This is a genomic window from Pseudomonas sp. NBB (assembly GCF_032701105.1).
Lineage (GTDB): Bacteria > Pseudomonadota > Gammaproteobacteria > Pseudomonadales > Pseudomonadaceae > Aquipseudomonas > Aquipseudomonas asiatica.
This window is the reverse complement of sequence record NZ_CP103994.1, coordinates 2,158,355-2,180,225: the sequence shown is the minus strand read 5'-3', so window position 1 is coordinate 2,180,225 and position 21,871 is coordinate 2,158,355. Positions and strand designations below refer to the sequence as shown.

Genomic DNA, 21,871 nt, shown 5'->3' with positions numbered 1-21,871 from the left:
GGCGTGAGACAGGCAAACCGGGCACTGGCTACCCTTCTTCGGCAAATGCCTTGTTCCCTTTCGCCAGAAGAAGATCGCCCATGACGACCTCCACCGCCTCCATGGCCGCCACCACACCTGCCGACCAACCCCAGGGCTTTCTGGTCCGCATCGTCGGCGCTGCGGCATTCGCCCACCTGCTCAACGACCTGATCCAGGCCGTGCTGCCGTCCATCTACCCGATGCTCAAGAGCGATTTCGCACTCAGCTTTGCCCAGATCGGCTGGATCGCCCTCATCTACCAGGTGACCGCGTCCTTGCTGCAACCCTGGGTCGGCCTGTACACCGACAAGCGCCCGCAGCCCTACCTGCTGCCGGCCGGTATGCTGGTGACGCTGGTGGGCATCGCCCTGCTCGCCTTCGCCAGCAGTTATGAAATGCTGCTGGTGGCTGCCGCGGTGGTCGGCGTGGGCTCGGCGACCTTCCACCCCGAAGCCTCGCGACTGGCCAGGATGGCCTCCGGTGGGCGCTTTGGCACCGCGCAATCGACCTTCCAGGTTGGTGGCAACACTGGCTCGGCCCTCGGCCCGCTGTTGACCGCTGCCATCGTCATTCCGCACGGCCAGCCGGCCATCGCCTGGTTCATGCTGGCGGCCGCGCTGGCGGTATTCGTGCTGCTGCGGGTGACCGGCTGGACCGTGCGTCACGGCCAGACCCGGCTCAAGACCTTCGCCGGCCAGCAGGCCCCCGGCCTGTCGCGTGGCGCCATGTGGCGCGCCGTGGCGGTCATCGCCGTGCTGATGTTCGCCAAGTTCGTCTACATCGCCTCGTTCACCAACTATTTCACCTTCTACCTGATCGAGCATTTCGGCCTGAGCGTGCAGCACAGCCAGCTGTACCTGTTCGTGTTCCTCGCGGCCGTGGCCCTGGGCACCTTCGCTGGTGGCCCGGTGGGTGACCGTATCGGGCGCAAGGCGGTGATCTGGGTCTCGTTCCTCGGCGTGGCGCCCTTCGCCCTCGCCCTGCCCTACGCCAACCTGGCCTGGACGGCGGTACTGGCGGTGGCCATCGGCCTGGTGATGTCCTCGGCCTTCGCCGCCCTGGTGGTGTATGCCCAGGAGGCCGTGCCGGGCCGGGTCGGCATGGTGTCGGGGGTGATGTTCGGGTTGATGTTCGGTATCAGCGGCATCGGCGCCGCCGGGCTTGGCGAACTGGCCGACCGGCATGGCATCGAGTGGGTGTACCAGATCATCTCGTTCCTGCCGCTGCTGGGGCTGGCCACCGCGCTGCTGCCGGCAACCCGCTCGCAAGCCCGCCCCAGCCGCTGCTGTTAAAGTGGGCGTGCCAGGCTGCCCGTACAAGAGGTCGAAATGCTGAAGCCGCAGCACGAATTGCTGGTGGAGGTGGATGAGTGGAGCTGGGAGGTGGGCAGCCGTGCGACGGACTACCCGACCGACTGGTTCATCGAGCCCCACAGCCATGCCAAGCATCAACTGATCTATGCCACCAAAGGCCTGATGATCGTCGAGTCCGGTAACGAACGCTGGACCGTGCCTCCCAGCCGCGGCGTATGGATGCCTTGCGGACAGGTGCACGCGATACGCTGCGTGGGCGAGGTGAAGATGCGCAGTGTGTTCGTGCGCGCCGACGCGGCAGTGCAGTTGCCCCTGCAGAGCAAGGCGATCAGCATCTCGCCGTTGCTCAGCGAACTGATCAAGGCCTCCGTAGGCTTTACCGCGCCGTTTGCCGAAGACTCGCGTGAAGCCCGGGTGATGCGCCTGATCCTCGACGAGATCTGCGTGCTGCCGACCTTGCCGCTGAAGCTGTCGCAGCCCGGCGACAAGCGCCTGCAGGCGATCTGCTCCGCGCTGCACGAGCGGCCTGACGATAACGCCACCGTGGCCGACTGGGGCCAGCAGCTGGGAGTGGACGAAAAGACCATCCAGCGCCTGTTCCGCAAGGAAACCGGCATGACCTTCGGCCAGTGGCGCCAGCAGGCGCGGTTGATGCAGGCACTGGAGCGGATCGCCCTGGGCGAGCGGATCATCGATGTGGCGGGGACGCTGGGGTATGACAGCCCCAGTGCCTTTGCCAGCATGTTCAAGCGCCAGTTCGGTATCACGCCGAGTCAGTTCTTCAAATAGCCTGTAGGAAACATATGAGATCGCCCCGCGTCGCCTGATCTCGCACAGCAACCCTGTCAAGCCGTGTACAGTACCCCCACAACAAAGCCCCCAGAAGGAGCCCGGCACATGACCGTGACGCTGTCCCCCCTGCAGATCGACTGCGATTTCGACTCCGGCAACATCCAGGTGCTGGATGCCAGCAACCCGGCCAGGGTGCACCTGGCCATCCGCCCGGACACCCACAGCGGCCACTACCAGTGGTTCCACTTCAAGGTCAGCGGGCTGACGCCAGGCGAGGTCCATCGCTTCAGCCTCGACAATGCCTCCGGTTCCTCCTACAAGAACGCCTGGAGCGGCTACAACGCCGTGGCCTCCTACGACCAGCAAACCTGGTTCCGCGTCCCCAGCCAGTTCGACGGCACGGCGCTGTCGTTCGAGATAAAGGCCGAACAGCCGCACATCTGGTTCGCCTACTTCGAGCCCTACCCGCGCGCTCGTCACAACCAGCTGATCGAACGTGCACGGCAACTGCCGGGGGTGGAATTGCTCGCCAGTGGCCGCAGCGTACAGGGCCGCGACATTCCCCTGCTGCGTGCCGGTGATGGTGCCGCAGGCAAGCGCAAGCTGTGGCTGATTGCCCAGCAACACCCGGGCGAACACATGGCCGAATGGTTCATGGAGGGCGTGATCGACCGCTTGCAGGCCAACGACGAGGTGATCCGGCAGTTGCTGGCCAAGGCCGACCTGTACCTGATCCCCAACATGAACCCCGACGGTGCCTTCCTCGGCCACCTGCGCACCAACTTCAAGGGCAAGGACCTCAACCGTGCCTGGCAGGACGCCAGCGTCGAGCTCAGCCCCGAGGTCTTCTTCGCCCAGGCACAGATGAAGCAACACGGCGTGGATGCGTTCATCGACGTGCATGGCGACGAAGAGATTCCCCATGTGTTCACCGCGGCCTGCGAGGGCAACCCGGGCTACACGCCGCGTCTGGCCAAACTGGAGGAGCAGTTCCGCAGCACCCTGTGCAGCCTGACCCGCGACTTCCAGACCGTGCATGGCTATACCCGCGACGAACCGGGGCAAGCCAACACGACGCTGGCCTGCAATGCGGTGGGGATGGCGCATGACTGCCTGTCACTGACCCTGGAAATGCCGTTCAAGGACCATGACGACGCGCCGGATGCCGTCACCGGGTGGTCGGGGGCGCGCTCGAAGGCGTTGGCCGGGGCGGTGCTTGAGACCTTGGCGAAGATGGTTGGCGATTTGCGCTGACTGAAACGGCCCATCGCCGGCAAGTCGGCTCTCACAGGACTGCACATGACTCATGGAATTAGCAGGGCCCCTGTGGGAGCGGCTTTAGCCGCGAACACCGGCGTAGCCGGTGCCATGCACCGCGTTGGATTCTTCGCGGCTAAAGCCGCTCCCACAGGTTACGCGGACCGCCGCTCCCACAAGGTCCCTGCGCTCAGAACTGCACATCCAGAATCACGCTGTCGGTATAGGTCGCAGCCGGGGGGGTAGCCTGGTCGGTGTAGACCTTGGCGTTGTAGTTGAACACCTGGCTACCGGTGCCGGTCCCCGTGCCGGGGTTCACATCGGCATCGGCACTGGCCCGCCGCGCAGCCCCTGTCGAACCCCAGCGCACCGCACCGGCGCCCTTGAAAATGTCATAGGCCAGGTAGTTGTTGGCCGAAGACTTCATCCGCCGTCGACCATTGGCCACGTTCTGCCCGTCATCCAGGCCCACCGTGTAGTTGCTGCCTTGGTGCACGACACGCTCAGGCTCTGGCTCACCGTGCCGAACCCCGCCACCACCGGCGCGCTGGCGAAGTTGATGCTGGGCGTGGTGATCTGGCAGTCGTTGGTCACCGTCATGCTTACCAGCAGGGTCCTGGTACCGGAGCCCTTGTCTCGCCCTATGCAAAGCCCGCCAACACCAATCCCGTCGCAATAGTCCCAGGTCCACTCGACATCGAGGATTTCCTGATATAGCCCCGCCGATACGTTGCTGCCCACCTGCGTGCGCATGTAGATAGGCACATTCTTCGGTGTACCGTTGAGCAACCCGAGCAAGTCGAGGATGCCGGTGGTCCTGAATTCGAAGGGGGTGCCACGGGTGATCGGATAGTTGGTTGTGGCGTCGGCATAGAGGGTGTAGGGGATCACATCCCCGGTAGGCCCTACCAGGCCGCTGGTGGTGGAGGTGATCTTGATCTTGAAGGAGTCGGTGCTACTGAGCACGCTGATCACCGAACCGTTGCATTGCAGGCCCGAGTTGGTGCTGGAAGCTGTCTGGACCGTGCCACGTACCTGAGTCGAGTTGAGCGAACCAAACGCCGCCGGCGCAGTCAACACTGACGTGCACTTGGCCCAGGCCGAGCCCGCCCACAACAACAAGGCGCATGCCCAAAAACCACGCCAGCAGGCCTTCACTTGCACACCAACGGGCCAATCAACGGGATCGAACCTTGCGACTCAGGCAGGTCGAACGCCACCTGGCAATGCCCGCCCCCCTGCAACTCAACCAGCAGTCGGTTATGCGGCGTCAGGTTCTCCAGATAAACCAGGCCATCCCAACCGACCACCGCCTGGCTGCCACTTTCTGCATGGGTGACACGGCTGCCCAGCTTGAGTACCTGCTGTTCGGCGTCCACCAGTTCGACGCTGGCCGCCAGCACGCGCCTGAGCGGAAACTCCAGCAAGTAGCCGCTGCCCCGGCGCACCGCCACCCGCTGTTCCACTTCCGGCGCGAGGATGTCCGGCGGCAAGCCCATGGGGTCGATCTCGTACTTGCCGCGGTAGTAACCGCTGCTGTACGGCACCAGCAGGTGACCATCGGCATCGGTACGGCCGACCTCCTGGTTTTCATAGCGCACCGGCACGTCGGCGTAACCACTGGTGCTGACTAACACGAAGGCATCGTCGATACGATTGGCAGCGAACAGCCCGGCATCCATCCAAACCAGCGAGCCACTGGCGTCGGCCCAGCGGGTCATCTCTCCACTGCTGCCATACAAACCGGCCTGCAACTGCACCGACTGCAGGCGCCAGGTGACATCGGCCTGGCGGTAGGCATCGCGCTCGCTACCGGCGGCGTAGCCCAGGTTGTAACCGACACCACCCCCCACCGGCGTCGCGCGGCTGTAGTTGACCCGCTGCAGGGTTTCGCCTTGCTGGCTGCGCTCCATGCCCAGGGCCAGGGTGCCGTGCAGGTCGAACGGGATCACCAGTTGCGCCTGCACTGCCCACTGGCTTTCCCCCACTTCACGGTTGGCCGACAGATAAACGCTGCTGTTGCCCCACAGCGGCCTGCTGTAGCTCAGGTTGATCAGCCGGGTACGTGTGCCGTCGCCGGCGCGCACATCGAAATAGCCGGCGCCGATGTTGCCGTATTCGTTCAGGTTCAGGCTCAGCGTGACCTGCTCGCTGCGCTGGCTCAGCTGTATGTCCCGGCTGTCGACCCGGGTCAGGTCGGCATAGTCGCCATGGCGTTGCAGGCGCTGGTAGCTGAAGCCGATGCGCTGGCTGTTGTACTGGTAGCCGAGGGCGACCTGGTGGCCCTTGTCGCCGTCGAACCGGCTCTGCGCCAGCGTCGCATTTAGCACGCCGAAGTTGCCCAGCCGCATGTTGCCACCCAGGCCTCCCAGCATCAGCGATTCGGCGCTTTCGGCATGGGTCTCCAGGGTGAAGACGTCGCTGACCCCGTAGCGCAGGCTGGCCGAAGCAACCCCGGGGCCGTAGGCAAAATCGCGCACCCCGTAGTCACGCCGCAGGCTGCCGGCCGCTACCGAATAATCCGCCAGGCCCTGCTGCAGCAGGCTGCTGGTGACGTAGAACGGCAAGGTGGTCGACACCTGCCGGCCAAGGGCATCGGTGGTGACCACCACCGCCTCCCCGGCGCCGTTGATGAACGGCACGTTGGTCAAGGTGTAGGGACCCGGCTGCAATTCGCTGGTGCTGGATTTGTAGCCATTGATGAACAGGTCCAGCGAGGTCGGTACCGCCGCTTCACCGGAGAACGCCGGCAGCGGATAGGTGACCAGGTCAGGGCGTACAGCGAAATCGCGCGACAACTGCAGGCCACCGACCCGCACCGAGCTGGTCCAGGGCAAGGCCCCGGTTACCAGGTCACCAGCTTCGTAGGTCAGCAGGCGCTGCTCGTCGGTGAAGCGCCAGGTGGTGTCGTAGCGCAAGAAGCCTTGGCGCATATCGTCGGTCGGCGCACCATTGAACGACTGGCGCCACTGCCCGCTGCTGGAGAACGTTCCCCAGCTGTCGAACAGGCGCAGTTCGTTCCAGGCCGCCAGGTAGCTGCCGCCGTCATCGGTGTCGTTCAGGTACAGGTCGTAGTTGAACAAGGCGCCGAAACTGCTGCGTGCATCGCTGGCCGGGTACAGGTTGCGGTCGCCCAGTTGCTGGTCGGGCAGCCAGGCCGGCGGCACTTGCAGCAGCAGGCGCTGGTTCTGGCTGTCGTAGTCGGCATGCATCCCCACGATGGCCTCCAGGGCCACCTCGCCCTGCGGGTTGCCTGGCAGCGAGACGCCGGCCGCCCGCAACACCTCGCTGTCCAGGTACAACTGCCCGGCGCGCTGCTGCACCGGCACCAGCTCAGCCCTGGGCACCTGGTTCACCAGCAACTCGAGGTACAACGTGGCATCGGCGATGGCAGACATCTCCGTGGGTGGTGGCGGCAGGTCGTCGGCCAGCACCAGGCCTGGGCCGACCAGGGCGAGCCCCAGGCAACAACGGTGGGTCAGCCACCTCACACACGGTGTCCAACCATTGCCGGATTCTCCACGGCCTCTGCGCGGCATTCAGGCGCAGGCTCATTGGCTTTGGCGGATGGCGTCCGCGCTGCTCTGGCCGTTTACCCTCCCCTTCAGCACACTCCCGGCACTCGGTGCCAACGGTGCCGGCCAGCGCATGCTGGCTCCCGGCAGCACATAACCCAGCAAGCCATCGGCCAGTGGTTTGCTCTGGCTGCCCTGCTGCACCACCACATCAGTCAGGCGTGCATGCACCGGGCCGGTGTTGCGCAGTTCCACGTACGGCTTGCCCTGCACGGTCACTGCGCGCCAGCTGAGTTGCGGCTTGCCGACGCCCTCGGCATTGCCCTTGCCCTCAGGGCCTGCCTTGCCCCACAGGCCTTCGCCGTAGACGAACAGGGGTACCGAGTAGCGCATCTGCAGGCGGATCGCCGCGGTGGTGCCGGGCTCGGCCTTGTCGACCGGGATGGCGGGCGGGATTTCGTCGATGATGATGCGGTAGGCCTGCTCCTGGCCGACTGGCGAGGGGCCGGTGCGGGTCAGGCGGATCAATTGCTTCTGCCCGGGGGCGACGTTGGCCACCGGCGGGCTGCCAATGATCTCGCGCTGTGCCTGGTACTGTTCCTGGTAGTCACCTTGGCGCCAGGCGAACCCCCGCACCTGCAGGTTGGCCGGTGCGGTTCCGCGGTTTTCCAGCCACAGTGCGCCAGCCTTCTGGTCAGCCTCCAATACCGGGTCGATCGGCCAGATCAGCACCGAGGTGGCCGCCCAGGCTGGCAGGCTCGCCAGCCACGATACTCCGATCAATCCTCGCGCCCACTTCGCGCCTGCCCCCATGAAGCTCTCCTTGGATACTGGTCATTAGTGCCGATGCATTCACCAGGTCACCGTCACTTGCACCACATCGGTGTAAGTCCCCGCCGGCATCATGCCGGTCAGCTGAACCCGCCCGTACACCGGCAGCTTGATCGCCGTCGGGTCGGTATAGCTCACGGCCACGCTCTGGCCGATCCCCAGGCTCTGGCTGTACGCCGCGTCCCGGTACAACTGGTAGGCCAGCACCTGCGTGCCGCCCGTGCGTTTGAGGTTGCGTGTGCCACTGGCACTGTTCTGCCCGCCATCCACGCTCATGCTCAAGGCCACGCCCGGGGTGCACTGGAAGGTCACCGTGGTACCGCCCAACGAGGTGCCAAGAGTTCCGGTGGCCAGTGCCGACTGCGATCCGTAGTCGAGCGTCCCGTAGCTGGTCACGCCGCCCACCACCAGGCACCCGGCGACGATCTGCGCCGTCACCAGGAAGCTGCTGGTGGTCGCCGCATCCAGGGGCGCGGCCAGCAGCACGCCAAGGACGCTCATGCCGCCCGCCAGCCAGCTGCGCATGGTTCAGAACGACAGCTCGACGGACACTGTGTCGGTGTACTCCCCCGCCGGCAGGCCGACCTTGCCGCGCGCCTGGCCATACAGGTTGACGGTCTGGGCCACACCACTGCTGAGCGGCAAGGTGATGGTGCCGTTGATGGCCAACACCTGCGTACGCCCGGCATCGGTGTAGAAGTCGTACGGCACGAAGTTGCCGACGCCATCCGCCAGCGCACGGCTGCCCCCGGCCGACTGGCCATCGTGGGAACCTGCACCCACGCGGATGACTGGTACCGTGCCAGCCGAACAGAGAATGCTGATCGCCCCACCGCCGCCGCCGATTACCTGGCCGTCGGCGGTGTTGAACAAGGCATCGTGAGTGCCGAAGTCCAAGGTACCGAAGTCGGCCCCCGAGGAGGCTGAGCTGCCGTTGACCTGACACGCTGCGGTCAAGGTCAGCGTCGACTCGATAGTCCCGGTGGTGGCGGCCTGCGCCTGGTAAGTCAGCATCAGCCCCAGACCGGCGAGGATGCAGCGTGAAAGGTTCGTTCGCATCGAAGTCTCCTTGTGTCGTTACCAGTCCAGGGTCACCCTCAGGGTGTCACGGTACAGGCCGGCTGGCAGCGCACGCGGTTGCGCCACTACCACACCGTAGATGGGGATCGGTATCTGCCGGGTACTGCTGATGGTGAAGGCACGCGCCTGGCCGATGCCGTAGCGGCTGTTACCACCTGGGTCGATCGCCAGTTGGTAGGGGATCAGCTCGCGGCCGTTGCTCAGCCGCCGTATGCCGTCACTGCCATTCAGGCCGCCGTTGATGCGCACGTTGAACGCCCGCACCTCGGGCGTACAACTGATCTGCAGGCTGCCTTCGCCGCTCACATCATCAACCCGGCTGCGCAGCGGCTGGTCCCAGTTCGGTCCGCGCTCGCCGAAGTCCATCACGCCGGGGTTACCCACCGTTGCCGGTTGCGTCTCGTTGCTGCTGATCTGGCAAGCACTGCTGATCACCAGCCGCGCCTGGATGAAACCGGTGCTGGTGCCATGCGCGGCACCACCGGGCACCAGCAGCGGGCCCAGGGAAAGCAGCAGGATCGAGGTGCGGTTCATGGCGTCGCGTCCTTGAGCATGGTTGCATCCCTACCAGGTGACGGTGACTTTGAGCAGGTCGGCGTACAGGCCTGCAGGCGGTACCCAGGCCAGCTTGTCGATCCGTGCATACAACGGCAGCTCGACCGAACCGCTGTCCGGCACCCGCGCCGAATGCGCCACATTCACCGCCAGCGGCTCGCGCCAGGCAGCGTCGCGGTAGAGGCGATAAGGTATGAGCCGGGCCGTGTCATCGTCACTGGCCAGAAAGCGCAACTCGCCGACGCCGCCATGCTGCCCACCATCGACGCGGACCTGATAGGGGGTGTGGGGATTGCATTCCAGGCGTGGCGGGCGCTGGCTCAGCAGCGCGCCGGTGAGCGGCGCACCAGGGCCATCCAGCCGTGCAGCAGCGCCCAGGTCGATGCGCCCAAGCGCCTGCGCCCCAGCATCGCGGGGCTGGTTGACCAGCATGCAGCCACGCTGCACCAGCACCCGCACTTCCACCAGGAAGTCCGCCGCCATTGCGCTGCTGCTCAACATAAGGCCCAACAGGGCGGCCAGGTAGCGCTCCGTCACCTTATTATCCTTGTCGATGTCTGCTGACCTGAGCGTAGCAGCGACGTGACATCACGGTACTGGCATCGAGCCATTTTTTTGTATTAGCCAAAAAGCGCTACCACCTGAAAAAAAAACCACACGACACAGAACGCATCGCCGGCATTCTCCTCAAATGGCCAAGGGCCGTTATCCCGGCGGGTATTCTGTTAAGGTGTATTCCCTTCATCCTGCCTAGACTCATGCGGCATGCATGGAAGGACACGACAGGAGCGTTTTCATAGATGATTGCAGACAGCACGCTCACCCAAGCCCTCGAGCGCTGCGCCCAGGAGCCGATCCAGCTACCTGGCAGCATCCAGCCCCACGGTTTTCTGCTGGTGCTGGACGAAACCGACATGCGGGTACTCCAGGCCAGTGAAAATGTCGAGCATTGGCTGGGCATACCGGCCAGTGAACTGATAGGTCGCGAGTTCGCCGAGCTGGTCAGCGGTGCCTTCGACTTGCGCCTGCACCTGGCCCGCCTGCCGCAGGACGAGGTCTTTCCGTTCCACATCAGCGATGTGCACCTGCGCCAGGACGCTCCATATAGTGGCAACCTGCACCTGCTGGTCCATCGTCACGACCAGGTGCTGATCGCCGAATTCGAACCCCCTCGCCTGCCGGCCGATCTTGTCGGGCAAGGCGACTACTACCCGCTGGTGCGCAGCTTCGTAGGCCGCCTGCACCAGGCCGGCAGCCTCGAGGAACTGCTGCAGCAAGCAGTGCTGCAGCTCAAGCGCATCACCGGCTTTGGCAGGGTCAAGGCCTATCGCTTCGATGCCGAAGGCAACGGCCAGGTGCTGGCCGAGGTGGCCGACCCGGGCTACCCGAGCTACCTGGGCCTGTGTTTCCCCGCTTCGGACATACCGCGCCAGGCGCGCGAGCTGTACCGAATCAACCGCATCCGCGTGATCGAGGACGCCAACTACCAGGCCTCGCCGTTGCTGCCCGCTGCCAACCCACGCACCGGCAAGCCGCTGGACCTGAGCTTTGCCGCGCTGCGCAGCGTGTCGCCAGTGCACCTGCAGTACATGCGCAACATGGGTACCCTGGCATCGATGTCGCTGTCGATCGTGGTCGACGGGAAACTCTGGGGCCTGGTGTCCTGCCACCACGAACAGCCGCGCCCGGTGGACTTGCGCACCCGTACCGCCTGCGAACTGCTGGCCAGTGTGCTGTCGCTGCAGATCGAATCGCGCGAGTCCCACGCCAACACTCGCCAGTTGCTCGAGCTGCGCCAGCACATCGTGCGCATGATCTCGTCCATGGCCGACCATGACAGTGTCGGCGACGGCCTGCGCGACTTGCCCGAAGTACTGCTGGCCTTCGCAGGCGCCCAAGGTGCCGCGGTCATTTCCGCCGAACGTTGCGACCTGATCGGCAAGACCCCTCCGGCCGCGCAGGTAAACGCCCTGGTGCACTGGCTCTCCCAGCGTGGCGAAGAGAGCGTGTTCCACAGCGACAACCTGTGCCGCGACATCGATGAACTGCCCGAGCTCGCGGCCCATGCAGGCGGTGTGCTGGCAGTGGCCATTTCGCAGATCCACTCGCACTACCTGCTGTGGTTCCGTCCCGAGCAGGTGCGCACGGTGAACTGGGCCGGGCAGCCGAACAAACAGGTCGGGCCGCAGGGCAACCTCGACCCGCGGCACAGTTTCGATAGCTGGCAGGAAAAACTGCGCGGCTACTGCGAACCCTGGCACCCGCTGGTCATCGAAGGCGTGCAGGAGCTGCGCACGGCAGTGCTGGGGATTGTCCTGCGCAAGGCCGAGGAACTGGCGCAGCTGGCTGGCGAACTGCGTCGCTCGAACAAGGAGCTCGAAGCGTTTTCCTACAGCGTGTCCCATGACCTGCGCGCCCCCCTGCGCCATATTGCCGGCTACTCCGAACTGCTCGGCGAAATCGAGGGCCAGGGCCTCAGCGAGCGCGGCAGGCGCTTTCTGCAACACATCGAGGAAGCCGCGCATTTTGCCGGAAGCCTGGTCGACAACCTGCTCAACTTCTCGCAAATGGGCCGCTCTGCCCTGCGCCTGTCCGAGGTCGACCTCAACGCCCTGGTCGAGGCCATTCGCAGCGAACTGGCGCCCGACTACCAAAACCGCGAAATTGTCTGGGACATCGCCCAACTGCCCAAGGTGGTCGGTGACCCGGCGTTCATCAACATGGCCTTGCACAACCTGCTGGCCAACGCCATCAAATACACACGTGGGCGCACCCCGGCGCGCATCGGCATCAGCGCCGTGCAACATCCGGGCGAAACCGAGATCTGCATTCGCGACAACGGCGTGGGCTTCGACATGGCCTACGCCAACAAACTGTTCGGCGTGTTCCAGCGCCTGCACCGCATGGAAGACTTCGAAGGCACAGGGATCGGCCTGGCCAGTGTTCGTCGCATCATCGAACGCCATGACGGTCGGGTCTGGGCCCATGGCAAGGTTGGCCAGGGTGCTACCTTCCACTTCACCCTCCCGCGCCACCCCGCGACCACTTGAGGCACCGCTACCATCATGCTCAAACCCATCCTGCTGGTCGAAGACAACCCACGGGACCTGGAGCTGACGCTCCTGGCGCTGGAACGCAGCCAGTTGGCCAACGAGGTCATCGTGCTGCGTGACGGTGCCGAGGCACTCGACTACCTGCTACGGCGCAATACCTATGCCGAACGTGACGATGGCAACCCCGCCGTGTTGCTGCTGGACCTGAAACTGCCAAAGGTCGACGGCCTGGAGGTGCTGAAGGAAGTGCGCGCCACCGCCGAGCTGCGCAGCATCCCGACGGTGATGCTGACGTCCTCGCGCGAGGAGCCCGACCTGCTGCGCGCCTACGAGCTGGGGGTGAACGCGTACGTGGTCAAGCCGGTGGAGTTCAAGGAATTCGTCGCCGCCATTTCCGACCTGGGGGTGTTCTGGGCGGTACTCAACGAACCCCCACCCGGCTCGCTGCGCCTGAACCGGCGTGGCAGCATCTAAGGTGGCCGCGACGATGCAGCCAACGCCGCTGAAACTGCTGATGGTCGAAGACAACTCGATGGACGCCGAGCTGACCCTGATGCGCCTGGAACGTAGCGGGTTGCAGGTGCAGGCGCAGCTGGTGTTCGACCATGCCGGTGTCGAGCAAGCCCTGAGCGAGGCCCACTACGACCTGATCTTGTGCGACTGCGTGCTGCCGGGCTCGTCCGGCACCGATGTGCTGGCCATCGCCCAGCGCCTGGCACCCGACATTCCGTTCATTTTCCTGTCTGGTATCTATGGCGAAGAACATGCGGTGGAAATGATCCGCCTGGGCGCCACCGACTATGTGCTGAAGAAGAACCTGCCGCTACTGCCCAAGGCCGTGCGCCGGGCCCTGACCGAAGTGCAGGAGCGCCAGCGCCGGCGCCGCGCCGAAGAGGCCCTGGCAGACGTCGAGGCACGTGCACGCATTGCCATCGACGCTGCCGGCATGGGCACATGGGACATGCGCCCGCAGGAAGGCCTGTTGTTGTGGGATGACCGCTGCAAGACCCTGTTCGGTCTACCCACCGATACTGAAATGAGCCTCGAGGTGTTTTACGCCGGCATCTACCCCGACGACCTGCCGCAGGTGCGCGAGGCAGTGGAACAGGCCATGTGCCCGGAAGGTGGCGGCCTGTATCGGGTCGAATTCCGCATCGCCCAACCCGACGGCCTGGAACCGCGCTGGTTGCTCAGCAGCGGCCAGAGCCGGTTCGTCAACGACCAGTGCGTGCGCTTTTCCGGGGTGTTGCAGGACATCCACACCCAACGCCTGGCCACCCAGGCACTGCGCCAGCTCAACGAAATGCTGGGGGAAAGGGTCGAGCGCCGCACCCGCGAACGCGACCGTGCCTGGGAGCTGTCGCAAGACTTGCTGGCCGTGCTCAACAAGGACCTGACCCCAGTCGCGCTGAACCCCGCCTGGGAAGCCAGCCTGGGCTTGTCCCGCGAACGTCTGAGCCAGTCGTCCTTGCTGCACCTGCTGCCCGAGCATGACCAGGAACTGATGCTCACCGAACTGGCCGCCCTCGCCCATGGTCGCACCAGCGCCCGCTTTGTCGGGCGTATCCTGGATGCCGGTGGTCTGCAGCGCTGGTTGTCTTGGGTGGTGGTGCCGGAAGACACCCTGCTGTATGTGGTGGCACGCGACATCACCAGCGAGCGCGAGGCCGCCCTGGGCCTGGCCGAAGCCAACGCCCGCCTGCGCGAGCAGATCGCCGAACGCGAACGCATCGAGGCCGCGCTGCAGCAGATGCAGCGCCTGGAAGCGGTCGGCCAGCTGACCGCCGGTGTGGCTCACGACTTCAACAACCTGCTGACGGTAATCCTCACCGGCGCCAGCTTCCTTGAGCGCGACCTGGCCAAAGCCGACCTGGAAAAGGCCAGTGCGCGGCTCAAGCACATCCGCGAAGCCGGCGAGCGCGGCGCCAAGCTGACCTCGCAGTTGCTGGCTTTCTCCCGCCGCCAGCGCCTGGAGCCGGTGGCGCTGAACCTCAACCGCACCCTGGCCGGGCTGGAAGAGTTGCTGCGCCGCACCTTGGGCGGCAATGTCTCGGTGCGCCTGGACCTGGAACCAACCCTGTGGCAGGCCTTGACCGACCCGACCCAGACCGAAATGATCATTCTCAACCTGGCGATCAATGCCCGCGATGCCATGCCCGACGGTGGCCAGCTGACGCTGTCGACCCGCAACACCCGGATCGACGCACGTCCACAGCGCCCGGAAGACCCGGACCCTGGCGAGTACGTGATGCTGAGTATCCGCGATACCGGCTGCGGCATGAGCGAAGAGGTGTTGGCCAAGGTGTTCGAACCGTTCTTCACCACCAAGGATATCGGCAAGGGTTCGGGCCTGGGCCTGGCCCAGGTATTCGGCTTCGCCAAACAGTCCGGGGGTGGCGTGCGCATCGACACCACGCCGGGGCGTGGTACGCAGGTGGCCGTGTATCTGCCGGCAGTCAAGGGTGAAGCCGTCAACGAACCGATGCCGTCGCTGCTCAGCCACTCGACTAGCGAAAGCGGTTGTAATCGCACCGTGCTGCTGGTGGATGACGACCATCTGGTACGCGACATGCTTGGTGATGTGTTGCGCCAGTACGGCTACCAGGTACGCCAGGCGCACAGTGGCGAACAGGCTTTGGCCTTGCTGGATGAGCAGATCGACCTGCTACTGAGCGATTTCGCCATGCCCGAGTTCAACGGTGCGCAACTGGCCCTGGCGGCGCGCGAGCGCTACCCGCACCTGCCGGTGGTGCTTCTTACCGGTTATGCAGAGTTGCAGGGACTGGAGTTGCCGGGCAGCCTGGTGATCCAGAAGCCGGTAAAGGCCGATGAACTGGCCCGCTTGCTGAACGAGATGCTTGGAACGGCCAGGTGACCGAACAGAGCCTTCGGCAAAACCTGTGGAAACGACAAAGCCCAGCGCTTGTATTTCCAAGCACCGGACCGAGATACGTTTGAAGCAAGAAAATGGCAGGGGCGGCTGGATTCGAACCAACGCATGGCAGGATCAAAACCTGCTGCCTTACCGCTTGGCGACGCCCCTGTATCGGATGCAGCATCTGCTGCTCTGACAATTCCAACTGAGTGACAACTGGGTTGTTGTCTTGGAATGCGCGGCACTTTAACAACAAACTTTCGGTCTGTGAACCCCCTGATGAAAAAAATTACCAAAAAACAGCGAGTTAGTCATTTTCGTGGTTGGCGAGGCGACCATCCGTCGCTTTCCGCCCGCTTGGCTTCAACACAATCGCATTCCTCCCTTCCAATCAGATGAGCCATCTGCATTGACCAAGGAGGACCCCATGCCTGTCTCCCACGATCTTTACCAGGACTTGCACTACCCGCGCGAAATCGTCCAGCAGCGCCGACAGCAGGACAAGGCACTGGACCGTCTGCTGGACGAATACATGGACATCGACAACCAGGTGCTGGCCGCCGAGTCGATTTCGGCGGGCAACTTCGAGGATGAAGACCTGCGCCGCCTTAAAGAACGTCGGCTGGCAGTGAAGTACATGATCGAGCGCCAACTGGAGCAAAAGGCCTGAACTAACCCTGCAACATGGCCAGCGTCAGGGCGTCCGGCTCACCGTCGTAGAACTGCACCAGCGCCAGCTGGAACAACGGGTTGCCGGGCGCGGCCTGGGCGAACAGGGTCAGGCACGAGCGCAGCTTGAGGTAGTCAGGGCTGCCGAGCATTTCACGGGCACTCTTGTCATGGTGCTGCAGCAGCGCAGTCACGCACGCTTGCAGGCGCGGGCCGAGCAGCGGATGAGCCAGGTAGGCACGGGCTTCGTCGATACCGGCCAGCGCATAGCGTTCGGCCATGGCGCTGTGGCCCAGGCCATCGAGCTGGGGAAACACGTACCACATCCAGTGGCTGCGCTTGCGCCCGGCCTGCAGCTCCTGCATCACCTGGTCATACACTGGGTTCTGCGCCTCTACGAAGCGCTGCAGATCAAAGTCGGCGTGCATGCTCGCCCCTCCTCGCACCGGTTCCAGCCTTTACTGTACGCCTGCATGGCGAACCTATCTCGTCAGGCGATGATTGCCGCGCACTTTCTGTATTAGTCAAAATGGCTGCCCTCGGGCAAGCTGCACCCTGCCCTGCCATCGCCCAAGGAGCTTTGCTTTTGCCTGCCTGGATCCCTACCCCGCTACGCCAGCTTGGCCAACGCCTGCGCGGCGCCGCCGCCAACCAGAGCGAACTGCTCGGCTGGTTCGAGGACAAGGCGCACAGCCGCGGTTACCAACTCAGCGACGGCCAACTCCGGGTAATCCACTGCATGGCCGAACAGCTGGCGCAGCTCGAACAAGGCCAGCCACGCAGCCTGTACCTGTACGGTTCGGTGGGCCGTGGCAAGAGTTGGCTGCTCGACGGTTTTTTCCAGGCCGTGCCGGTGCAGGCCAAGCTGCGCCTGCACTTCCATGACTTCTTCGCGCGCCTGCACCAGGGCATGCACCGCCACCGGGCGCTGGATGATGCACTGGGCGCGACCCTCGACGAGCTGGTGGGTGATTGCCAGGTGCTGTGCTTCGACGAATTCCATGTGCACGACATTGGCGATGCCATGCTGCTCACGCGGCTGTTCAATGCGTTGTTCAGCCGTGGCGTATTCCTGCTGGTGACGTCCAACTATGCACCCGAAGGGCTGCTGCCCAACCCGCTGTACCACGAGCGCTTCCTGCCGGTGATCCGCCTGATCAACAGCGCGATGGAAGTGCTGGAAGTGGGGGGCGATACCGATTTCCGCAGCCTGCCGGCCAACCGCGAACATCAGCGCTTTACCCGGGGCCACTATGTCTGGCCGGGCAATGCAGCGCAGCGCCAGGCGCTGAATGTGCCCGAGCCGCAGCCGGTGATGCTGGAAGTGAACAAGCGCCCGCTGCGCGCACTGGCGGTGGACGGCCGGCGGGTGGTGCTGGGCTTTGACGACCTGTGCGAAAAGGCCACGGCAGTGATCGACTACCTGGTGCTGGCCGGGCAATTCGATGAGTGGATCATCGATGGGCTGGATGACTTGTCGGAATGTTCCCTGGCGGCGCAGCAGCGCTTCGTCAACCTGGTGGATGTGCTGTATGACCAGGACCGGCAGGTGCTGGTGATCGGCAAGCGGCCACTGGAAGAAAGCCTGGGCGGGCCGCTTGCCGACCTGATGCGTACGCGCAGCCGGTTGGGGCAGCTGCATCAGGTAGGACCCTAGAACTGCTTTGCCCGGGCCGGCCTCTTCGCGGGCACGCCCGCTCCCACAGGTATTGCACAGTTCTGTAGGAGCGGGTTTACCCGCGAAGAGGCCAGCCAGGTCAAACCCTCAGCCAGCCCTGGGCAAATCCGCCAGCACCGCCTCGATCTCCCCCAGCACCGCCGGGTCATCCAGGGTCGAAGGCGGCACATAGTCCTGCCCGTCGGCAATCTTGCGCAGCACCGCCCGCAGAATCTTCCCGGAGCGGGTCTTGGGCAGTCGCTTCACCAACCGCACCCGGTTGAAACATGCCAACGCGCCAATCTCCTCGCGCACGCTGCCCACCAGGTCCACCAGCAACTGCGCCTCGGCAATGCCCTCGCCGTCCTTGAGCACCACCAGCGCCAACGGCACCTGCCCCTTGATCTCGTCATGCACGCCAATCACCGCGCACTCGGCCACTGCCGGGTGGCGTGCCACCAGGTCTTCCATCTCGCCGGTGGACAGCCGGTGCCCGGACACGTTGATCACGTCATCGGTGCGCCCCATGATGTAGACGAAGCCGTCATCGTCCAGGTAGCCACCGTCACCCGTGTGGTAATACCCCGGGTAAGTCCGCAGGTAAGCCTGCAAGTAACGCTCGTGGTCGCCCCAAAGCGTCTGGCTGCACCCGGGCGGCAATGGCAGGGCGATGACGATCGAGCCCTGGTGGTTGGGCCCCAGCAGGTGGCCCTCGTCATCCAGCACGCGCACGTGGTAGCCCGGCACCGCCCGGTTGCTCGACCCCGGCTTCGCCGCGCTGCCTTCCAGCCCTACGCAGGGCGCGGTGACCGGCCAGCCGGTCTCGGTCTGCCACCAATGATCGTGCACCGGCTTGCCACTGACCCGCTCCAGCCACTCGTGGGTGCTGGAATCCAGTTTCTCGCCAGCCAGGAACAACTGGCGCAGCGAGCTCAGGTCGTGCTTGCGGATCAGCTCGCCCTCAGGGTCTTCCTTGCGGATGGCGCGCATGGCCGTGGGCGCGCAGAACAATGCATTGACCTTGTATTGCTCCACCACCCGCCAGTAGGCCGAGGCATCCGGGGTGCGGATCGGCTTGCCTTCGTAGAACACCGTGGTGCAGCCGCTCATCAGCGGCCCATAGACGATCAGCGAATGGCCAACCACCCAGCCCACGTCGGATATGCCCCACCACACATCGCCGGCCTGCATGCCGTAGATATGGCGCATGGCGAAGCACAGCGCGACGGCATTGCCGCCGTTTTCCCGCACGATGCCCTTGGGTTTGCCGGTGGTGCCAGAGGTGTACATGATGTAAAGCGGATCACCCGCATCCAGTTCCACCGGTGGCACCGGCTCGGCTTTGGCCAATGCCGCCTGCCAGTCCAGGTCGCGGCCTGGCTGCAGCTGGGCACGCGCCTGCGGGCGCTGCAGCACCAGCACGTTGCGCGGCTGGTGGCGGGCCAGTTGCAGGGCACGATCGACCAGCGGCTTGTATTCGATTACCCGGTCGAACTCCAGCCCGCAGGACGCCGTCAGCAGCAGCGTCGGCCGGGCATCGTCGATGCGCAAGGCCAGCTCGTTGGCGGCAAAGCCACCGAACACCACCGAGTGCACTGCGCCAATCCGCGCACAGGCCAGCATGGCCATGGCCGCCTGCGGCACCATGGGCATGTAGATGATCACGCCATCGCCCTTGTTCACCCCCAACTGGCGTAACAAACCGGCCAGGCGCGCCACCTCGTCACGCAGTTGGTGGTAGGTGTAGGCCTGTTGCACACCGGTCACCGGCGAGTCGTAAATCAGCGCCAGCTGCTCGCCACGGCCCTGCTCGATCTGGTGATCGAGGGCCAGGTAGCAGCTGTTCAGGCGGCCATCGGCAAACCAGCGGTGGGTACCGTCGGCATTTTCTTGCAGCGTGAGGGCCGGCTTGCGGTGCCAGGCCAGGTGCGCGGCCTGCTCCGCCCAGAAAGCGGCAGGGTCGGAAATGGAATGGGCGTAGCTGTGCTGGTAGCTCATATCGAAAGAAACCCGGTACTTGTTGTTATTGAAGGGCGAAACTTGAGTATGGACCGCTACACCCGCGCCGCCATGGGACTAAAGTCACAACCGACCTGCAAATTTGCAGACAACGCAGAAACGCCCCATAACGGTGCAAAGCCTCTAGAATAGGCCACCCCTTCAGCCACCGAGCAGCTCATGGACATCGATCAGGCCCGTACCTTTCTGGAAATCGTGCGTTGCGGCAGCCTGGTCGCCGCCGCCGAACGCCTGTTCGTGTCACAGACGGCGATCACCGCGCGGGTGCAGCGCCTGGAGCAGCAACTGGGCTGCCAGCTGTTCGTGCGCAGCCGCAACGGCGCCAGCCTGACCAGCGACGGCGAGGCATTCGTCAGTTATGCCAACCAGATGGTGCAAACCTGGGAAGCGGCGCGCCGCGACCTCCCGCTGCCCCAAGGCTGCCAGCAAGTGCTGCACGTGGGCGCTGAGGTGAGCCTGGGCAACCCGATGCTGCTCGACTGGGTCAGTGCCCTGCACCGCGAGCTGCCCAGCCATGCCATCCGCAGCGAGGTGAGCGACGGCGAATCGCTGCTGCGCAAGGTCGAGATGGGCCTGCTGGATGCCGCGCTGGTCTACCAGCCGACCTACGGCCCGGGCCTGCAGGTGGAGCAGTTGATGGAGGAGAAGCTGATCCGTGTGCGCCGGGTCGCCCAGCCAGACCCGTACATCTATATCGACTGGGGAGAAGCCTTCCGTCGCCAGCACGATGCCGCCCTGCCCGACTGCGCGCGCCCGGCGCTGAGCTTCAACCTGGGCCCGCTGGCCTTGCAGTTCATACTCGACCAGGGCGGCAGTGGTTACTTCCGCACGCGGGTAGTGCAGGCCTATCTGGACAGCGGGGTGTTCGAGCGGGTACCGCAGGCGCCGGAATTCACCTACCCGACCTTCCTGGTGTACCCGCGCAAACGCGACAGCGAAGCCCTGCAACAGGCCTTCGCCATCCTGCGCCGGCTGGTGGCCGCCGGCGCCAGCGACTGGTCACAACGCTGGGACCCGCTTATCTGAAGCCTCGGCCTCGCTAAGCAACTGGCGCTTGAGGCCGGCGATCAGGTCGGTCTGGGTGATCACCCCCACCAACTGGTCGGCATCGAGCACCGGCAGGCAATGCAGGCCCTGTTCGCACAGCAGTGGCAGCAAGCGCTCCAGAGGGTGCTGGCTGCTGACACTGATTACCCGGCGGCTCATCACCTGCTCCATGCGCACCGTCTTGCGGCCGAACAACCCACGCCAACTGAAGCGGCCACGCTGCATGGCCGGGCCGACCAGATCGCTGAGGCTGACTACTCCCACCAGCTTGCCCTGCTGCAGCACCGGCAGGGTTTTGAGGTGGTGGCTGGCCAGCAGTTTCCAGGCCTGCTCCAGGGTGGTGTCGGGCGTGGCGAACTGCACGTCGCGGGACATCACCGAGGCCGCGGTGATGCCGCCGAGGCTGCGCTGCAGGGCGTGTTGCTCGGTGGCCAGGATGATGCGCTCCAGTTCGTCACGGGTGACATCGACGAACTCGCCCAGTTCTTCCAGAGCCTGGTCCAGGTCTTCCCCACGGATGCCGACCCGCTCGCTGGGCAGCGGGTCATGGGTGTGGTGCAGGTCCTTGCGCGGCACCGCGCCTTTCGGGTAGCGCACGCCGGTGACGCGGTTGTAGAGGATCGCCACCGCTACCAGGATCAGCGCGTTGAGCAGCACCGGCTCCAGCAGGTGGTCGCCCATGGCGGTAAGCCCTGGATCGGCCAGCACCGCGCTCACCGCCACCCCGCCGCCTGGCGGGTGCAGGCAGCGCAGCAGGCACATCACCAGAATCGAGATACCCAGGGCGGCAGCGGCAACCCACAGCTGCGGGCCGAAGCCCTGGCGCATGGCCAGGCCGACCGCGCCGGCCAGGGCGTAGCTGCCCAGCACCGGCCAGGGCTGGGCCAACGGGCCGGAGTGCACGGCGAACACCAGCACGGCCGAAGCCGCCAGCGGGCCGAGCAGGTGCAAGGCAATGCTGGGGCCGTACGCCATGCTGGTCAGCCAGCCGGCGAGGAAAAGGCCGAACAACGCGCCGATACCGGCACGCAACCATTCTTTGGGGGGAATATTCAGGGGCGCTGGCAACAGCCGCTGCAAACGACTTTCGAAACGCGAGGCAGGCATGTAGGTAATCGGAATCTGTAGTTTTTCTGGTTAAAAAGAAAGCCCAGCCGAGGTGGCCTGGGCCTCGTATTGCGGTTGCA

General features: G+C 64.8%; 18 protein-coding genes, 1 tRNA gene and 1 pseudogene. 9 read left to right on the top strand and 11 right to left on the bottom strand.

Translation table 11 applies throughout. The features are described from left to right. Window positions 1–80: 80 nt before the first annotated feature. The 3 genes from NY023_RS10175 (at window position 81) to NY023_RS10165 (ending at window position 3,380) form a co-directional block, all read left to right on the top strand. Window positions 81–1,313 (top strand): MFS transporter, encoded by a 1,233-nt coding sequence (locus NY023_RS10175; protein ID WP_038409241.1) that lies wholly within the window; start codon window positions 81–83, stop codon window positions 1,311–1,313. Window positions 1,314–1,349: 36 nt separating this feature from the next. Further along, window positions 1,350–2,123 carry an AraC family transcriptional regulator gene (locus NY023_RS10170; protein ID WP_003256408.1) on the top strand — a complete coding sequence of 258 codons (774 nt, stop codon included), beginning with the start codon at window positions 1,350–1,352 and terminating at the stop codon, window positions 2,121–2,123. Window positions 2,124–2,231: 108 nt separating this feature from the next. Then, window positions 2,232–3,380: a M14-type cytosolic carboxypeptidase gene (locus NY023_RS10165; protein ID WP_013971934.1), complete on the top strand. Its 1,149-nt coding sequence runs from the start codon at window positions 2,232–2,234 to the stop codon at window positions 3,378–3,380. 193 nt (window positions 3,381–3,573) lie between these two features. Here the strand turns inward: NY023_RS10165 and NY023_RS10160 are convergent. From NY023_RS10160 to NY023_RS10130, 7 genes and pseudogenes are all read right to left on the bottom strand, one after another. Continuing rightward, a pseudogene (locus NY023_RS10160) lies at window positions 3,574–4,541 on the bottom strand (spore coat protein U domain-containing protein). Then, window positions 4,538–6,835 (bottom strand): fimbria/pilus outer membrane usher protein, encoded by a 2,298-nt coding sequence (locus NY023_RS10155; protein ID WP_044047232.1) that lies wholly within the window; start codon window positions 6,833–6,835, stop codon window positions 4,538–4,540. The pseudogene NY023_RS10160 and the gene NY023_RS10155 overlap by 4 nt, the downstream one beginning before the upstream one ends. A 99-nt stretch (window positions 6,836–6,934) precedes the next feature. Continuing rightward, window positions 6,935–7,711 carry a molecular chaperone gene (locus NY023_RS10150; RefSeq protein WP_044046955.1) on the bottom strand — a complete coding sequence of 259 codons (777 nt, stop codon included), beginning with the start codon at window positions 7,709–7,711 and terminating at the stop codon, window positions 6,935–6,937. A 39-nt stretch (window positions 7,712–7,750) separates the two neighbouring features. After that, window positions 7,751–8,254: a spore coat U domain-containing protein gene (locus NY023_RS10145; RefSeq protein WP_013971931.1), complete on the bottom strand. Its 504-nt coding sequence runs from the start codon at window positions 8,252–8,254 to the stop codon at window positions 7,751–7,753. 3 nt (window positions 8,255–8,257) lie between these two features. Next, the gene (locus NY023_RS10140; RefSeq protein WP_023662547.1) at window positions 8,258–8,788 is read right to left on the bottom strand and encodes a spore coat U domain-containing protein; all 531 of its coding nucleotides are present in this window, start codon (window positions 8,786–8,788) and stop codon (window positions 8,258–8,260) included. A gap of 18 nt (window positions 8,789–8,806) precedes the next feature. After that, the gene (locus NY023_RS10135; protein ID WP_003256412.1) at window positions 8,807–9,343 is read right to left on the bottom strand and encodes a spore coat U domain-containing protein; all 537 of its coding nucleotides are present in this window, start codon (window positions 9,341–9,343) and stop codon (window positions 8,807–8,809) included. A 30-nt stretch (window positions 9,344–9,373) separates the two neighbouring features. Beyond that, window positions 9,374–9,901: a spore coat U domain-containing protein gene (locus NY023_RS10130; protein WP_024086641.1), complete on the bottom strand. Its 528-nt coding sequence runs from the start codon at window positions 9,899–9,901 to the stop codon at window positions 9,374–9,376. A 263-nt stretch (window positions 9,902–10,164) separates the two neighbouring features. Between NY023_RS10130 and NY023_RS10125 the strand changes: the two genes are divergently transcribed. The 3 genes from NY023_RS10125 to NY023_RS10115 are packed head-to-tail and all read left to right on the top strand — an operon-like array spanning window position 10,165 to window position 15,292. Further along, window positions 10,165–12,414 (top strand): ATP-binding protein, encoded by a 2,250-nt coding sequence (locus NY023_RS10125; protein WP_013971928.1) that lies wholly within the window; start codon window positions 10,165–10,167, stop codon window positions 12,412–12,414. A 15-nt stretch (window positions 12,415–12,429) separates the two neighbouring features. After that, entirely contained in the window at window positions 12,430–12,891 is a 462-nt protein-coding gene (locus tag NY023_RS10120) for a response regulator (protein WP_013971927.1), read from the top strand. Between the two features lie 13 nt (window positions 12,892–12,904). Further along, window positions 12,905–15,292: a hybrid sensor histidine kinase/response regulator gene (locus NY023_RS10115; protein ID WP_013971926.1), complete on the top strand. Its 2,388-nt coding sequence runs from the start codon at window positions 12,905–12,907 to the stop codon at window positions 15,290–15,292. A 93-nt stretch (window positions 15,293–15,385) separates the two neighbouring features. Here the strand turns inward: NY023_RS10115 and NY023_RS10110 are convergent. Then, window positions 15,386–15,460, bottom strand: a tRNA-Gln gene (locus NY023_RS10110). A 259-nt stretch (window positions 15,461–15,719) separates the two neighbouring features. On the opposite strand from NY023_RS10110, the gene NY023_RS10105 reads away from it, so the two are divergent. Continuing rightward, on the top strand, window positions 15,720–15,962 hold the full coding sequence (locus tag NY023_RS10105; RefSeq protein ID WP_013971925.1) for a DUF465 domain-containing protein: 243 nt from the start codon (window positions 15,720–15,722) through the stop codon (window positions 15,960–15,962). Between the two features lies 1 nt (window position 15,963). On the opposite strand, the gene NY023_RS10100 is transcribed toward NY023_RS10105, so the two are convergent. Continuing rightward, window positions 15,964–16,389 carry a DUF1810 domain-containing protein gene (locus NY023_RS10100; protein ID WP_003256418.1) on the bottom strand — a complete coding sequence of 142 codons (426 nt, stop codon included), beginning with the start codon at window positions 16,387–16,389 and terminating at the stop codon, window positions 15,964–15,966. Window positions 16,390–16,547: 158 nt separating this feature from the next. Between NY023_RS10100 and zapE the strand changes: the two genes are divergently transcribed. After that, window positions 16,548–17,618: a cell division protein ZapE gene (gene zapE / locus NY023_RS10095; RefSeq protein ID WP_031324969.1), complete on the top strand. Its 1,071-nt coding sequence runs from the start codon at window positions 16,548–16,550 to the stop codon at window positions 17,616–17,618. Between the two features lie 108 nt (window positions 17,619–17,726). Here zapE and NY023_RS10090 read toward each other — a convergent pair whose 3' ends face one another. Continuing rightward, window positions 17,727–19,616 (bottom strand): propionyl-CoA synthetase, encoded by a 1,890-nt coding sequence (locus NY023_RS10090; RefSeq protein ID WP_013971923.1) that lies wholly within the window; start codon window positions 19,614–19,616, stop codon window positions 17,727–17,729. A gap of 180 nt (window positions 19,617–19,796) precedes the next feature. Here NY023_RS10090 and NY023_RS10085 point away from each other — a divergent pair, with 180 nt between their 5' ends. Beyond that, window positions 19,797–20,663: a LysR family transcriptional regulator gene (locus tag NY023_RS10085; RefSeq protein ID WP_013971922.1), complete on the top strand. Its 867-nt coding sequence runs from the start codon at window positions 19,797–19,799 to the stop codon at window positions 20,661–20,663. On the opposite strand, the gene NY023_RS10080 is transcribed toward NY023_RS10085, so the two are convergent. Beyond that, the gene (locus NY023_RS10080; protein ID WP_013971921.1) at window positions 20,637–21,791 is read right to left on the bottom strand and encodes an HPP family protein; all 1,155 of its coding nucleotides are present in this window, start codon (window positions 21,789–21,791) and stop codon (window positions 20,637–20,639) included. The genes NY023_RS10085 and NY023_RS10080 overlap by 27 nt on opposite strands. Window positions 21,792–21,871 lie beyond the last annotated feature (80 nt).

Excerpts from the sequence above, each read along its gene's own strand:
- NY023_RS10100 (WP_003256418.1), bottom strand. The coding sequence starts at position 16,389 with ATGCACGCCGACTTTGATCTGCAGCGCTTCGTAGAGGCGCAGAACCCA.
- NY023_RS10135 (WP_003256412.1), bottom strand. The coding sequence starts at position 9,343 with ATGAACCGCACCTCGATCCTGCTGCTTTCCCTGGGCCCGCTGCTGGTG.
- NY023_RS10085 (WP_013971922.1), top strand. The coding sequence starts at position 19,797 with ATGGACATCGATCAGGCCCGTACCTTTCTGGAAATCGTGCGTTGCGGC.
- NY023_RS10140 (WP_023662547.1), bottom strand. The coding sequence starts at position 8,788 with ATGCGAACGAACCTTTCACGCTGCATCCTCGCCGGTCTGGGGCTGATG.
- NY023_RS10115 (WP_013971926.1), top strand. The coding sequence starts at position 12,905 with ATGCAGCCAACGCCGCTGAAACTGCTGATGGTCGAAGACAACTCGATG.
- NY023_RS10120 (WP_013971927.1), top strand. The coding sequence starts at position 12,430 with ATGCTCAAACCCATCCTGCTGGTCGAAGACAACCCACGGGACCTGGAG.
- NY023_RS10175 (WP_038409241.1), top strand. The coding sequence starts at position 81 with ATGACGACCTCCACCGCCTCCATGGCCGCCACCACACCTGCCGACCAA.
- NY023_RS10105 (WP_013971925.1), top strand. The coding sequence starts at position 15,720 with ATGCCTGTCTCCCACGATCTTTACCAGGACTTGCACTACCCGCGCGAA.
- NY023_RS10145 (WP_013971931.1), bottom strand. The coding sequence starts at position 8,254 with ATGCGCAGCTGGCTGGCGGGCGGCATGAGCGTCCTTGGCGTGCTGCTG.
- NY023_RS10080 (WP_013971921.1), bottom strand. The coding sequence starts at position 21,791 with ATGCCTGCCTCGCGTTTCGAAAGTCGTTTGCAGCGGCTGTTGCCAGCG.
- NY023_RS10125 (WP_013971928.1), top strand. The coding sequence starts at position 10,165 with ATGATTGCAGACAGCACGCTCACCCAAGCCCTCGAGCGCTGCGCCCAG.
- NY023_RS10090 (WP_013971923.1), bottom strand. The coding sequence starts at position 19,616 with ATGAGCTACCAGCACAGCTACGCCCATTCCATTTCCGACCCTGCCGCT.
- NY023_RS10170 (WP_003256408.1), top strand. The coding sequence starts at position 1,350 with ATGCTGAAGCCGCAGCACGAATTGCTGGTGGAGGTGGATGAGTGGAGC.
- NY023_RS10165 (WP_013971934.1), top strand. The coding sequence starts at position 2,232 with ATGACCGTGACGCTGTCCCCCCTGCAGATCGACTGCGATTTCGACTCC.
- NY023_RS10150 (WP_044046955.1), bottom strand. The coding sequence starts at position 7,711 with ATGGGGGCAGGCGCGAAGTGGGCGCGAGGATTGATCGGAGTATCGTGG.